The sequence below is a fragment of the Streptomyces sp. SID4985 genome, from assembly GCF_009863025.1.
Lineage (GTDB): Bacteria > Actinomycetota > Actinomycetes > Streptomycetales > Streptomycetaceae > Streptomyces.
Genome location: NZ_WWIR01000586.1, coordinates 1 through 13,821, shown reverse-complemented (window position 1 = coordinate 13,821; position 13,821 = coordinate 1). Strand labels below are relative to the sequence as shown.

Sequence of the window (13,821 nt, the reverse complement as noted above, 5' to 3'; positions counted from 1 at the left end):
AGCGAGGAGTAGAAGGTGCGGCGCAGGGTGTCGTCGCCGCCCTGGACCCGTACGTCGTCCAGCCGGTCCTCCCAGGCCCGCCGAGCGGCCGCGTGCACCGCGTCGAAGGAGCGGCCGCCCTCCGCGCCCAGGTTGAGGGCCGCCCCGCGCGCGTCCACGTAGGAGAGCGCGGTGGTCGCCTCGACGGTGCGGTCCTCGGTGGTGTCGAAGCGGACGTACGCCCCGTCCGCGCCGGTCTTCGCGCCGTCGGTGACCGTGGAGCCGGTCCAGGTGCCGTGGGCGGTGAAGGGGCGGTCGAAGTGCGTGATCGTGTACAGGGTGTACGGAACGGTGTCCTGGCAGAAGCCGCGCCCGGTGAGCGTGGTGCGCACGGTGTGGTCGTCCAGGATCTCGACCTTGGTGGCGACCTTGCCGTGCAGCGACTGGGCCGCGTTCACCAGCACGTTGGCCTTGGTGGTGGCGGGGAAGGTGTAGCGCTGCACACCGGTGCGGGCGGTCGCGGTCAGCTCGGCCTCGATGCCGCTGTCCAGTCCGACGCGGTAGTAGCCGGGGCTCGCGCTCTCGTCGTCGTGGCTGAACTTCGCGGCATAGCGCGCGTAGTCGGTGGTGGTGACGTCACCGGTGGTGGGCAGGACGGGCAGATCGCCGCCGAGGCCGCAGCCCACGCCCGAGAGGTGGACCAGGGAGAAGCCTCTGATGTGGTCCTGGGCGTAGTCGTAGCCGGTGTTGTGGCCGGTGTCGGGGGAGAGCTGCACCATGCCGAAGGGCACGGCGGCGCCCGGGTAGGTGTTGCCCTCGTTCTGGGTGCCGATGAACGGGTTGACGAGATCGGTCAGACGGCTGCCTGCGGGCGGGCCGGTCTGTGCGGTGGCGGGGGCGGTCAGCAGCGTGGTCGCCGCCAGCGTCCCGGCCAGGCACAGACCGATTTGCCGTGTCCATGTCATTTAGACCTCTGGGGAAGCGGGCCGAATTGCTCAGGGGGAGGTGCGCGGCAACGTTGTCAGGAGCGCGGAACAACGTTGTCATCGGACAGCAGTGGGCATGACAACACGGAATCCGCATTCCGTCCAGGGGTCTCGCACGAGGGTCCGTCGAGGCGCCGGGGGTCCGATCGGCCCGCTACGGGCGCGCCAGTCACTCCACCGGTACGGGTCCGGTCACTCGACCGGCACGGGGCCGCTCACTCGACCGGCACGGCCTCCCGCGCCGCGTCCCGCTTGATCGCGGCGTCCCGCTTGCGCACGTACCAGATGCCGATCAGGCCGAGGCCGGCGCCGGCCAGGCAGGTCCACACCCACCACAGGTGGCCGTGGTCCTCGAACCAGCCATAGAAGGGGAGCTGGACCAGGAAGAGGACGAACCACAGGATCGTGCCGCCGGTGATGGTGGCGACCACGGGCCCCTCCAGGGGCTCCGGCGCTTCGTGCCTGGGTGTCCACTTCGTCATGGCAGACAGCTTACGAGGTGGCGCGGGTCACTCGGCAGGCGCTGTTCCGCTCGGATGTTCCGCCGAAATCTACGCGTGGAGTTAGCGATCCGGGGTTCATACGTTCATACTGAAACGGTTTGCCTTTGACCGCTTCTGATCGTAGGAAACTCCAACGGGGCTCGGGGGAACCCCAATGGTGATGAGGAACCGAATGCCCACGTCGGCACCCACCAAGGCCGCCCCCGCCCCTGAGCAGCCGGGCGGTACGCCCGCCTATGGCGCCATCGACCGCTACTTCAAGATCTCCGAGCGCGGCAGCACCGTCGCCCGCGAGATCCGTGGCGGTTTCGCGACCTTCTTCGCGATGGCGTACATCATCGTGCTCAACCCGATCATCCTGAGCAGCGCCAAGGACATGTACGGGCACCACCTGAACAGTGGCCAGCTCGTCACGGCCACGGCGGTCACCGCCGCGTTCACCACGCTGCTCATGGGTGTGATCGGCAACGTCCCGATCGCGCTCGCCGCCGGTCTCGGTGTCAACACCGTGGTCGCGCTCCAGCTCGCCCCGCGCATGTCCTGGCCGGACGCGATGGGCATGGTGGTCCTCGCCGGCTTCGTCGTGATGCTGCTGGTGGCGACCGGTCTGCGCGAGCGCGTCATGAACGCCGTGCCCTACAGCCTGCGCAAGGCGATCTCCATCGGTATCGGTCTGTTCATCATGCTGATCGGCCTGGTGGACTCCGGCTTCGTCAGCCGCATCCCGGACATCGCCCAGACCACCGTCCCGCTGCAGCTCGGCGCCGACGGTCACCTCAACGGCTGGCCGGTCCTGGTCTTCATCCTGGGCGTGCTGCTCACCCTCGCGCTGATCGTCCGCAAGGTCCCCGGCGCGATCCTGATCTCCATCGTGGCGATGACCGTCCTCGCGGTGATCATCAACCTGGTCGCCAAGGTGCCCTCCTGGGGTCTGACCACCCCGAAGTGGCCCGGCAACCCCGTCTCCACCCCGGACTTCGGCCTGATCGGCCAGTTCAGCCTGTTCGGCGGCTTCGCCAAGGTCGGCGTCCTGACGGGCATCCTCTTCGTCTTCACCGTCCTGCTGTCCTGCTTCTTCGACGCCATGGGCACGATCATGGGCGTCAGCGACGAGGCCAAGCTGACCGACGCCCAGGGCCAGATGCCCGGCATCAACAAGGTCCTCCTGGTCGACGGCCTCGCCGTCGCGGCGGGCGGCGCCAGCTCCTCCTCGGCCACCACCTGCTTCGTGGAGTCCACCGCGGGCGTCGGCGAGGGTGCCCGCACGGGTCTGGCGAACGTGGTCACCGGCGCCCTGTTCGGTGTCGCGCTGTTCCTCACGCCGATCGCCACCATGGTTCCGTCGCAGGCCGCCACGCCCGCGCTGATCGCGGTCGGCTTCCTCATCCTGGCGGGCTCGGTCCGGGAGATCGACTGGTCCGACTTCACGATCGCCATCCCGGCCTTCGTGACCATGGTGATGATGCCGTTCACCTACTCGATCACCAACGGCATCGGCATGGGCTTCATCACCTTCGCGGTGCTGCGCCTGGCGGCCGGACGCGGCCGGGAGGTCCCGGCGGCGATGTACGTCGTCGCGGCGGTCTTCGGCTTCTACTACCTGATGCCGGCGCTGGGTCTGACCTGACGGGTGGCCCGCAGGGGCCACCCCCGGCCACCCGGCCCGGTCAGGGCACTACGGGGTCACACGAGGCGTCACGAGCCTCAGGTGTGGCCCCGTAGTGCTTTTCCGTCTCCTCCACCGCGCTCTGGAAGCGCTCGTCGAAGTCGTCGCGGACGAGCGTGCGGATCACGTAGTCCTGCACGCTCATTCCCCTCTTGGCCGCACGGTCCCGGAGCCTCTCTAGCAGCTCCCCGTCCATCCGAAGGCTGAGCACACTGGTCCCCATGCGTACGAGGGTCGCCATATCCGGCCACCCGATGAGTCACTTTTCGCAACCGACTCACTCTTATGGGTGATCTATGGGTTCAGTGGCGCGCATCACGGGCACTGCGGTGCGTCCCCGTTGTTCTTTAGTCAGGGTAATGAGTTACGCTAAGGACATGCCGGACCTCACCCATGGCGACGACTCGGCCGCCGTGAACTCCCTCCGCTCCGCAGTGATGCGGCTGTCCCGTCGGCTCAAGCACCAGCGTGTCGACGAGTCGCTGAGCCCCACCGAGATGTCGGTGCTCGGCACCCTGTCCCTGTGCGGCCAGGCCACACCGGGCGAACTGGCCCGCAAGGAGCACGTCCAGCCGCCGTCGATGACCCGCATCGTCGCCCTGCTGGAGGCCAAGGGGCTGGTGCGGCTGGAACCGCATCCCGAGGACCGCCGCCAGAAGGTCGTCACCAGGACCGAGCAGGCCGAGACGATGCTCGAGGAGAGCCGTCGCAAGCGCAACGCGTTCCTGGCCGGCCTGGTCGAGGGCCTCGACGAGGACGAGTGGGCCGCCCTGCGCGCCGCCGCCCCCGTGCTGGAGAAACTCGCGCATCTGTAAGCCAGGACACCGCAAGGAGGCGACCTTTTGAGTACGGGCCCCGGAGCAGCTTCCGCCCCCGCACCGATGACCCCTACGAACCCCGCTCCCGCCAAGTCCTCGATGTTCAGCTCGCTGAAGGTCCGGAACTACCGGCTGTTCTTCATCGGCCAGGTCGTCTCCAACACCGGCACCTGGATGCAGCGCATCGCCCAGGACTGGCTCGTACTCAGCCTCACCGGCTCCTCCGCCGCCGTCGGCATCACCACCGCCCTGCAGTTCCTGCCGATGCTCCTCTTCGGCCTCTACGGCGGTGTCCTGGTCGACCGGCTGCCCAAGCGCCCCACGCTGCTGGTCACCCAGACCGCCATGGCGCTCACCGGCCTCGCGCTCGCCCTGCTCACCCTCTCCGGGCACGTCCAGGTCTGGCACGTCTACGTCGCTGCGTTCGCGGTCGGTCTCGCCACGGTCGTGGACAACCCGGCCCGGCAGTCCTTCGTCTCCGAGATGGTCGGCCCCGACCAGCTCCAGAACGCGGTCAGCCTGAACTCCGCGAACTTCCAGTCCGCCCGGCTCGTCGGACCTGCCGTCGCCGGTCTGATGATCACCGGCGTGGGCACCGGGTGGGCGTTCCTCTTCAACGGCCTGTCCTTCGTCGCGCCCATCGCGGGCCTGATGCTGATGCGCGCCCGCGAACTGCACCCCGGCCGCCGCTCACCGCGCGGCAAGGGCCAGCTGCGCGAGGGGCTGCGCTATGTCGCCGGGCGTCCCGACCTGATCTGGCCGGTCGTCCTGGTCGGGTTCGTCGGCACCTTCGGCTACAACTTCCCGGTCTGGCTCTCCGCCTTCGCGGACAACGTCTTCCACGCGGGTGCGGGCGCCTACAGCCTCTTCAACACCCTCATGGCCGTCGGCTCCCTCGGCGGAGCCCTGCTCGCCGCACGGCGCGGCACGGCCCGGCTGAGGGTGCTGATCGCCGCCGCGATCGGCTTCGGCGCGCTGGAGACGGTGGCCGCGGTGACCCCGGAGTACTGGCTGTTCGCGGCGCTCATGGTGCCCATCGGCGTCTTCGGCCTCACGGTCAACGTCACCGCGAACACCGCCGTGCAGATGGGCACCGACCCGGCCATGCGCGGCCGGGTGATGGCCCTGTTCATGATGGTCTTCATGGGCGGCACCCCGCTGGGTGCCCCGCTCGTCGGCTGGATCACCGACGCCTACGGCGCGCGTGTGGGCTTCGCGGCCGGCGGCCTCGTCTCGGTCGCCGCGGCGACCGCGATCGGCCTGGTCCTGGCCCGGGTCGGCAATCTGCGCCTGGCTCTCGGCTGGCACCGGGGGCACCCGAGCCTGCGCTTCGTCCCGCGCGAGCGGGAGGACGAGCGGGAGGAGCTGACGGCGGCCGCCTGAGGTCTGCCGGAAAGAGCCCTAGACCCGGCGGGTCAACACCAGCCCCGGCCACTCCTTCTCCCCGACAGAGAGGGACTCGGCCGGGGCGAAGCCGTTCTTCTCGTAGAAGGCGACCAACTTGCCGTCGTCGCCCGCGTAGCAGTCGACGCGCAGCAACGAGACCCCGGCGCGGCGGGTCTCCTCCACCGCGTGCGCGATGAGCGCCGCTCCGGCGCCATGGCCCTTGAAGCGGCGGTCCGAGGTCAGGATCTGGATGTACCGCTCCGGCTCGTCGGCGGGTGCCACATAGTGCGCGGGGGAGTCCGCGAGGACCAGCGCGGCGGCCGGTTCACCGTCCGCCTCCGCGATCCAGAGCACGCCATGGGCGACGTACTTCTCGATCTTCGCCACCGCCGCCGGGTCCTCGGACCAGGGGCTGCTGCCCCACTGTCCGGTGCGGCCCTGGGCGGCCAGCCAGGCCACCGCGCTGTCGAACATCCCGAGGACCAGCGGTACGTCCGCCGGGCCGCCCTCCCGCATCGTGATCGTCATGTCCTCATCATGCAGGTGGGGGGCGGTCCGGTCTGCCAAGGTGAGGTCATGAGACTCTTCGCCGCCGTCCTGCCCCCGGAGGACGCCGCCGCCGACCTGGCGGGGGAGGTCGCGCTGCTGCGGCGGCTGCCCGGCGCGGACGGGCTGCGCTGGACCGGCCGCCCCGGCTGGCACTTCACCCTCGCCTTCTACGGCGAGGTCCCGGACGAACTCGTCCCCGACCTCTCGGACCGGCTGGCCCGCGCCGCCCACCGCACCGCGCCCTTCCCGCTCGCGGTCGCGGGCGGCGGCAGCTTCGGGCGCGGCAAGGCCCTGTGGGCGGGGGCACGCGGCGACGTGGCCGCCCTGCGCCTGCTGGCCGAGCGGGCGCGCTCCGCGGGGCGCAAGGCGGGCGTCGGCCATGAGGAGCACCGGCACTACCAGCCCCACCTGACCCTGGCGCGCGGCCGGGACACCGTGGACCTCGGCCCGTACGCCGACGCCCTCGCGGACTTCACCGGTCGCACCTGGACCGTCGACGCCCTCACCCTGGTCCGCAGCAACCTGCCGAGGTCCGGCGTGCCGGGCGAGCAGCCCCGGTACGAGGCGGTCGCCCGCTGGGCACTGGACGCGTCCGGTTAGGCTCGTTGTCGTGGAACCGAAATCCCGGAACCGGATCATGGCCGGTGCGCTTGTACTCATGCTGGTGGTCGTCGCCGTGGCGGCCTTCCGCTAGCGGGGCCGCTCCGCGGTGTGCCCGGGAGCGGCCCTCACTGTCGTACTGCCCTCAGCGCTCGCCCGCCGCTACCAGGCGAAGGCTTCCGGGGACGGCCCCGGGCCCGGGAAGATCTCGTCCAGGCTCGTCAGCAGCTCCTCGCTCAGCTCCAGCTCCACCGCGCGCAGTGCGGACTCCAGCTGGGACGCCGTGCGCGGTCCGACGATCGGACCGGTGACGCCGGGCCGGGTCAGCAGCCAGGCCAGCGCGACCTCGCCGGGCTCCAGGCCGTGCTTGGCGAGCAGCTCCTCGTACGCCTCCAGGCGTGTGCGTACGGCCGCGTTCGCGAGCGCGTCGGCGGCGCGGCCCGAGGTGCGGCGGCCGCCCTCGGCCTCCTTGCGGATGATCCCGCCGAGCAGTCCGCCGTGCAGCGGCGACCAGGGGATGACGCCGAGCCCGTACTCCTGGGCGGCCGGGATCACCTCCATCTCGGCGCGCCGCTCCTCCAGGTTGTACAGGCACTGCTCGCTGACCAGTCCGATGGTGTTGCCGCGCCGCAGCGCGGTCTCGTTCGCCTGGGCGATCTTGTAGCCGGGGAAGTTGGAGGAGCCCGCGTAGAGGATCTTGCCCTGGGTGACCAGGACGTCGATGGCCTGCCAGATCTCCTCGAACGGGGTGTTCCGGTCGACGTGGTGGAACTGGTAGAGGTCGATGTAGTCCGTCTTCAGCCGCTTCAGGCTGGCGTCCACCGCGCGGCGGATGTTCAGCGCGGAGAGCTTGTCGTAGTTGGGCCACGCGTCGCCTTCTGTGCCCATGTTCGCGTAAACCTTGGTGCCCAGTACGACTTTCTCGCGCCGCTCGCCGCCCTTGGCGAACCAGCTGCCGATGATCTCCTCGGTACGGCCCTTGTTCTCGCCCCAGCCGTACACGTTCGCCGTGTCGAAGAAGTTGATCCCCGCGTCCAGCGCCGCGTCCATGATCGCGTGACTGTCCGCCTCGTCGGTCTGCGGCCCGAAGTTCATGGTCCCCAGCACCAGCCGGCTGACCTTCAGTCCCGTACGTCCAAGCTGTGTGTACCTCATGCCTACCCAGCCAACGGCTTGGAGTGGGCTCCAGGCAAGCGGGTGGGGTCAGTCGCGGGGGAAGTCGTCGGTCTTCAGGATGAGGTCGACGGGGGTGGTGGTGAGATCGATGTCGCCGCCGAACTTCACTTCCAGAGCACGGATGTACTCGCCGTCCTTGGGCTCGGTGTAGACGTGGCAGCGCCCTTGGTAGGGGTCCGCGATGACGTACACGGGTACCTCGGCGACCGCGTAGGCGGTCCTCTTGGGGCCGTAGTCGTTGGCGGCTGTACCGGCGGAGACGACTTCGGCGATGAACTCGACGTCCTGGTGGCGCCAGTGACCGGTCGCGTCCGGCTCTGCCGAGTCCTTGAGCATGGCGATGTCCGGGCAGAATCCGTTCTCGTGGCCGGGGAAGTCGATGCGGACGTCCGAGAACACCAGGACGTCCCTTTCGAACCTGTCCTCCAGGGCCCGCAGGACCCTACGGATGATCTGCCAATGCGTGTTCCGCTGCGGCACCATGTAGAAGCAGCCCCCGACGATCTCGGCCCGGAATCCTTCGGGGACGGGCATGCGCTCAAGAAGCTCGAACCACTCGTCCAAGCGTCCGGTGTCGCTCTCGGCCATCGCGGTCCTGTCGTCGAGGACGGTCATCGTGGCGCTCCTCCCCGGCTGCCCACGCAGATGTGCAGCCGCGCGGTTAAACGATACGCACCGTGACCAGGAGACGCCGGAAGTCGGTCGATCCGTTCAAGCCACGTACGGCTCCCCCACCCCCCACGCCTCATGCATCGCCCCCGCGAACGCCCCCGCGATCCGGTGCTCCCCGCTCGCGTTGGGATGCGTGCCGTCATAGGTGTCCGTGTGGATGTCCCAGCCGCTCGGCGCGGAGGCCAGCAGCAGCGGGGAGCGGGGCTCGTCCAGGTCGGCGACCGTTTTGGCGAGGAGGGTGTTGAAGAGGGCGACCTGGTCGGCGAAGGGGGCGTCCTCGGCGGCGCGGACGTTGGGGATGACCGGCAGCAGGACCATGCGGATGCGGGGCCGCGCCGCACGGGCCGCGTCGATGAACGCCCGCACGTTGTCCGCCGTCTGCTCGGCGTTCGTGTAGAAGCCGAGGTCGATCAGCCCGAGGGAGACGAGGAGGACGTCCGCGTGGTGGGCGCCGACCGCGTCGCCGATCAGCGGGGCCATGTGCAGCCAGCCCTCGCCCCAGCCGGCGAGGTGCGCGCGGGGGAAGTCGGGGTCGGCGTACTCGTAGGAGTCGGCGGACTGCGTGGCCTGGTCGTACAGCGCCTCGCGGGGGCCGACGATCTGGAAGGGGCCGTCGTACGTCGTGCGCAGGTGCTGCCACATCCGGTAGCGCCACGTGTGTTCGCCCGCGCTCCCGATCGTCATGGAGTCACCTACGGGCATGAACCTGAGCATCCGCTCATCATGGACGATCACCGGGCCGGTCGGGGAACGGGACGGGGTGTGAGGCCCGCCACGGGGAGGCCGGGCGACTCGCCCGGTGAACGCCCGCGCGGAGTGGCACGCTTGGCTCATGCGCCGACCGTTCGCCCTGCTCGCCGGGGCCCTGCTCGCGGGGGCCTGTGCGCTGCCCGCGTCCGCCGCCGACGGGGACCAGGGGTTCACCATCAAGGACCCCAGGATCACCGAGTCCAGCGGCCTGGCCGCCTCCCGGCAGCACCCCGGGATCTACTGGACCCACAACGACAGCGACGACGGCCCGTATCTGTACGCCGTCGACAGCGCGACCGGGAAGACCGTCGCCACGGTGACGCTGCGCGGCATCGGCTCCCCGCGCGACGTGGAGGCCATCTCCATGGGCCCCGACAACCAGCTCTACGTCGGCGACATCGGCGACAACTTCCACGGCCGCTGGCCCTACGTGTGGATCTACCGCCTGCCCGAGCCCAAGGAACTCAAGGACCAGACGGTCACGGCGACGCAGTACGTCGTCAAGTACTCCGACGGCCCACGCGACGCCGAGTCGCTGGTCGTGGACCCGAAGACCGGCCGCGCGTACATCATCGACAAGAACGAGGACGGCGGCCACCTCTACGAGGGCCCCGCCCGGCTGTCCTCCTCGGGCACGAACGTCTTCCGCCCGGTCGCCACGGTCGACCTGTGGGCCACCGACGCGGCGATCTCGCCGAACGGCGGACAACTCGCCGTACGCGGCTACCTCGGCGGCATCTACTACGACTGGAACGGCGGCAGGATCGAGCGGAAGGGCCAGCTCGACGTGCCCCTCCAGGGCCAAGGGGAGTCCGTCACCTATTCGGTGGACGGCACGAAGCTGCTCTACGGCAGCGAGGGCGCGGAGAGTTCCGTGCGCGCCCAGGACGCGCCGAAGGGGGCGACGGACGCCTCCGCCGCCAAGTCGCCGTCCGGGGGCGGGGATTCGGCCTCCGGCGACGGGGCGGGTGCCGGTTCCGGCGGGAACGTGGGGATGGGCGCCGTCGTCGTGGCCCTCGGCGCGGCCGCGCTGTTCGGGGTACGGCGGCTGCGGCGCAAGGGCGACGGCGCGTAGAAGCACGCGGGAGGCGTGCGTACGGCAGGGGGCGCCCGGTGTGACACCGGGCGCCCCCTGCCGTCGTTCAACCGGCGTCAGAGCCGACTCGCGGTCAGAGCCGCTCGATCACGTAGTCCACGCACTTGGTGAGCGCCTCGACGTCCGCCGGGTCGATGGCCGGGAACATCGCGACGCGCAGCTGGTTGCGGCCGAGCTTGCGGTACGGCTCGGTGTCCACGATGCCGTTGGCACGCAGCGCCTTGGCGACGGCGGCCGCGTCGACCTCGTCCGAGAAATCGATCGTGCCGATGACCTGCGAGCGCTTGGCCGGGTCGGTGACGAACGGGGTGGCGTACTTGGACTCCTCCGCCCAGGTGTACAGGCGGGTCGAGGAGTCCTTGGTGCGGCCGGTGGCGAAGTCCAGGCCGCCCTGGCCGTTCAGCCACTTGAGCTGCTCGTTGAGCATGAAGAGGGTGGCCAGCGCCGGGGTGTTGTACGTCTGGTTCTTGCGGGAGTTGTCGATCGCGGTGGGGAGCGAGAAGAACTCCGGGATGTGGCGGCCGGAGGCGTGCACCCGCTCGGCGCGCTCGATCGCGGCCGGGGAGAAGACGCCGATCCACAGGCCGCCGTCGGAGGCGAAGGACTTCTGCGGGGCGAAGTAGTAGACGTCCGTCTGCGCGATGTCGACCGGGAGGCCGCCCGCGCCGGAGGTGGCGTCCACCAGGACCAGCGCGCCCTCGTCGGCACCGGCCACGCGCTCGATCGGCATCGCGACACCGGTGGAGGTCTCGTTGTGCGTGAAGGCGTACACGTCCACGCCCGCCTCGGCGCGCGCCTCGGGGTGGGTGCCCGGCTCGGAGGCGATGACGGTGGGCTCGGCCAGCCAGGGGGCGAGCTTGGCCGCCTTGGCGAACTTGGAGGAGAACTCACCGAAGTTGAGGTGCTGCGACTTGTTGTCGATCAGCCCGTGGGTGGCGACGTCCCAGAAGGCGGTGGAGCCGCCGTTGCCGAGGACGACCTCGTAGCCGTCGGGGAGGGAGAACAGGGAGCTGATGCCTTCGCGGACCTGGCCCACCAGGTTCTTGACCGGGGCCTGGCGGTGGGAGGTGCCCAGCAGGGAACTGCCGGTGGCGGCGAGCGCCGCCAGCGCCTCCGTCCGCACCTTGGAGGGGCCCGCGCCGAAGCGTCCGTCGGCGGGCTTGATGTCAGCGGGGATCTCGATGTCGGCCACGAGTCGGAGCGTATCGGGTGCGCGAAACGGTACGAAGCCCTGTCCGTCGGATGAGACGAGATCACCAGGTCGTGGACTTGTGGGCTCGTACGACGATCCCAGGACCGGGGTGGGCCTGTGGACAACTTCCGATGGCCGTGAGCGATCGGATGCATGCTGGAGCCACGACCGGTCCACTGGACCACGAGCGAGCTACGGGGGACGGGATGAGCTTCGGGAAAGGGCAGTTCGAGCAAGGGCTGGAAGCGGCGCTGCGGCGGGCCGTGCGGGGCGAGGTCGGCTTCGGCATCACCGACCGCGTGCTCGTGACGATGGACGCGTCCAACTACCGCCGCGTCCCGCTGGGCGTGGTGGCGCCCCGGGACGCGGACGACGTGGCGGCGGTGCTGGAGGTGTGCCGGGCGCACGAGGTGCCGGTGGTGGCGCGCGGCGGGGGCACGTCCATCGCCGGACAGGCGACGGGCACGGGCGTGGTCCTCGACTTCACCCGGCACATGAACGCCCTGCTGGAACTGGACCCGGGCGCGGGAACCGCCGTGGTCCAGCCCGGCCTGGTCCTCGACCGCCTCCAGGAGGCCGCCGCCCCGCACGGCCTGCGCTTCGGCCCCGACCCGTCCACGCACGGCCGCTGCACCCTCGGCGGAATGATCGGCAACAACTCCTGCGGCTCGCACTCGGTCGCCTGGGGCACGACGGCCGACAGCGTGCGCGAGCTGTCCGTGCTCACCGTGCGCGGCGACCGGCTGCGCCTCGGGCGGAACTGGGCCGGGGCACCGCCAGGGCTGCGCGACCTGGCCGAGGGCGAACTCGCCCGCCTGCGCACCGGCTTCCCCGACCTGCCGCGCCGCATCTCCGGGTACGCGCTGGATGCCCTGCTGCCCGAGAACGGCGCCGACGTCGCCCGCTCCTTCTGCGGCTCCGAAGGCACCCTCGGCCTCCTCACCGAGGCGGTCGTCAGCCTGGTCCCGGAACCCCGCGCGCGTGCCCTGGCCGTGCTGGGCTACGCCGACGAGAGTGCCGCCGCCGAGGCAGCCCCCGGCCTGTTGCCGCTCGCCCCGCTGACCGTGGAGGGCATGGCCGCCGACCTGATCCGTACACCGGCCGGACTGCCGAAGGGAGGCGCCTGGCTGTTCGTGGAGACGGGCGGGGATACGCCAGGGGAGGCACGCGCGCGGGCCGAAACGGTGGTGCGCGCCGCCGACGCGGTGGACGCGCGCATGGTCACCGACCCGGCCGAACGGCGCACCCTGTGGCGGCTGCGCGAGGACGCGGCCGGCACCGCGACCCGGATGCCCGACGGCACGGAGGCGTGGCCCGGCTGGGAGGACTGCGCGGTGCCTCCGGCCCGGCTCGGCGCCTACCTGCTCGACTTCCGCGCCCTGCTCGCCGTCCACGGACTGCGCGGCACGCCGTACGGCCACTTCGGGGACGGCTGTGTGCACGTCCGCATCGACTTCGACCTGCTCACCGACGCGGGCGTCGGCCGCTTCCGCCGCTTCTCCGAGGATCTGGCCGACCTGGTCGTCTCCCATGGCGGCTCGCTGTCCGGGGAGCACGGCGACGGGCAGGCTCGCGCGGAGCTGCTGCCGCGCATGTACGGCGCCGCGACGGTCGAGCTGTTCGAGCGGGCCAAGGCGGTCTGGGACCCGGACGACCTGCTCAACCCCGGGATACTGGTCCGCCCCGCCCCGCTGGACGCCAACCTGCGCTTCGCCGCCCTGCCCCGCCGCCCGGTGGACGTGACCTTCGGCTACCCGGCCGACGGCGGCGACTTCCGCGCGGCCGTCCGCCGCTGCGTCGGCGTCGCCAAGTGCCGAACGGCCGACGTGTCCGGGTCCGCCGTGATGTGCCCCTCCTTCCGGGCCACCGGCGAGGAGGCCCACTCCACACGCGGGCGGGCCCGGCTGCTGCACGAGATGCTCGCGGGCGAGCTGATCACCGACGGCTGGCGCTCCACCGAGGTCAGGGACGCGCTCGACCTGTGCCTGTCCTGCAAGGGCTGCCGCTCGGACTGCCCGGTCGGCGTCGACATGGCCACCTACAAGGCCGAGTTCCTGCACCACCACTACGCCGGACGCCTGCGCCCCGCCGCGCACTACAGCATGGGCTTGCTCCCGGTGTGGCTGCGCTGGGTCGCCCGCACCCGCACCGCGCCCCTGCTCAACGCCCTCGCCTCAACACGCCCACTGGCCCGGGCCGCGCGGTGGGCGGCGGGGATCGCGGCCGAACGGGAGATTCCCCGGGTGGCGGAGCGGACGTTCGGGCAGTGGTGGCGGGGGCGGGCGAGGCCGTACGACGCTTCGCGTGGCGACGACGGTGAGCACCCGGGCCGTACCGCGCCGGGCGGTACCGGGGACCTGGTGGTCCTGTGGCCGGACACCTTCACCGAGCATCTCTCCCCGTCCGTCGGCCGGGCGGCGGTGCGGGTGCTGGAGGCGGCCGGGCTGC

14 protein-coding genes are annotated in these 13,821 nt (G+C 70.9%); 6 read left to right on the top strand and 8 right to left on the bottom strand.

What is annotated here, in order from left to right; all coding sequences use genetic code 11:
• On the bottom strand, positions 1-944 hold a 944-nt coding region (locus tag GTW40_RS25345; RefSeq protein ID WP_202486404.1), incomplete at its 3' end, for a glycoside hydrolase domain-containing protein.
• 236 nt (positions 945-1,180) lie between these two features.
• A complete protein-coding gene (locus GTW40_RS25340) occupies positions 1,181-1,447 on the bottom strand; it encodes a DUF2530 domain-containing protein (RefSeq protein ID WP_161182482.1) in 267 nt (88 codons plus the stop codon).
• 193 nt (positions 1,448-1,640) lie between these two features.
• On the opposite strand from GTW40_RS25340, the gene GTW40_RS25335 reads away from it, so the two are divergent.
• Complete coding sequence (locus GTW40_RS25335; RefSeq protein ID WP_161182481.1) at positions 1,641-3,095, top strand: NCS2 family permease; 1,455 nt, start codon at positions 1,641-1,643, stop codon at positions 3,093-3,095.
• Between the two features lie 40 nt (positions 3,096-3,135).
• Here GTW40_RS25335 and GTW40_RS25330 read toward each other — a convergent pair whose 3' ends face one another.
• Positions 3,136-3,375, bottom strand: a complete 240-nt coding sequence (locus tag GTW40_RS25330; RefSeq protein WP_161182480.1) for a ribbon-helix-helix protein, CopG family — start codon at positions 3,373-3,375, stop codon at positions 3,136-3,138.
• A gap of 136 nt (positions 3,376-3,511) precedes the next feature.
• Here GTW40_RS25330 and GTW40_RS25325 point away from each other — a divergent pair, with 136 nt between their 5' ends.
• Positions 3,512-3,949, top strand: coding sequence for a MarR family transcriptional regulator (locus GTW40_RS25325; RefSeq protein WP_018548316.1), 438 nt, complete (start codon positions 3,512-3,514; stop codon positions 3,947-3,949).
• 27 nt (positions 3,950-3,976) lie between these two features.
• Positions 3,977-5,335: an MFS transporter gene (locus GTW40_RS25320; RefSeq protein ID WP_343245784.1), complete on the top strand. Its 1,359-nt coding sequence runs from the start codon at positions 3,977-3,979 to the stop codon at positions 5,333-5,335.
• A gap of 18 nt (positions 5,336-5,353) precedes the next feature.
• Here GTW40_RS25320 and GTW40_RS25315 read toward each other — a convergent pair whose 3' ends face one another.
• A complete protein-coding gene (locus GTW40_RS25315; protein WP_161182479.1) occupies positions 5,354-5,866 on the bottom strand; it encodes a GNAT family N-acetyltransferase in 513 nt (170 codons plus the stop codon).
• A gap of 48 nt (positions 5,867-5,914) precedes the next feature.
• Between GTW40_RS25315 and thpR the strand changes: the two genes are divergently transcribed.
• Positions 5,915-6,487, top strand: coding sequence for an RNA 2',3'-cyclic phosphodiesterase (gene thpR, locus GTW40_RS25310; RefSeq protein WP_161182478.1), 573 nt, complete (start codon positions 5,915-5,917; stop codon positions 6,485-6,487).
• 162 nt (positions 6,488-6,649) lie between these two features.
• Here thpR and GTW40_RS25305 read toward each other — a convergent pair whose 3' ends face one another.
• The 3 genes from GTW40_RS25305 to GTW40_RS25295 all read right to left on the bottom strand — a co-directional run bounded on the left by GTW40_RS25305 (position 6,650) and on the right by GTW40_RS25295 (position 9,049).
• Positions 6,650-7,642, bottom strand: a complete 993-nt coding sequence (locus GTW40_RS25305; RefSeq protein WP_161182477.1) for an aldo/keto reductase — start codon at positions 7,640-7,642, stop codon at positions 6,650-6,652.
• Between the two features lie 48 nt (positions 7,643-7,690).
• On the bottom strand, positions 7,691-8,278 hold the full coding sequence (locus tag GTW40_RS25300; RefSeq protein ID WP_161182476.1) for a Uma2 family endonuclease: 588 nt from the start codon (positions 8,276-8,278) through the stop codon (positions 7,691-7,693).
• Between the two features lie 96 nt (positions 8,279-8,374).
• Complete coding sequence (locus GTW40_RS25295; protein ID WP_161182475.1) at positions 8,375-9,049, bottom strand: GDSL-type esterase/lipase family protein; 675 nt, start codon at positions 9,047-9,049, stop codon at positions 8,375-8,377.
• 118 nt (positions 9,050-9,167) lie between these two features.
• Here GTW40_RS25295 and GTW40_RS25290 point away from each other — a divergent pair, with 118 nt between their 5' ends.
• Positions 9,168-10,160, top strand: coding sequence for a WD40 repeat domain-containing protein (locus GTW40_RS25290; protein ID WP_161182474.1), 993 nt, complete (start codon positions 9,168-9,170; stop codon positions 10,158-10,160).
• 94 nt (positions 10,161-10,254) lie between these two features.
• Here the strand turns inward: GTW40_RS25290 and serC are convergent, their stop codons facing one another.
• Positions 10,255-11,373, bottom strand: coding sequence for a phosphoserine transaminase (serC, locus tag GTW40_RS25285; protein ID WP_161182473.1), 1,119 nt, complete (start codon positions 11,371-11,373; stop codon positions 10,255-10,257).
• Positions 11,374-11,579: 206 nt separating this feature from the next.
• On the opposite strand from serC, the gene GTW40_RS25280 reads away from it, so the two are divergent.
• Positions 11,580-13,821 (top strand): FAD-binding and (Fe-S)-binding domain-containing protein (locus tag GTW40_RS25280; RefSeq protein ID WP_161182472.1); only part of this gene is annotated, 2,242 nt, incomplete at its 3' end.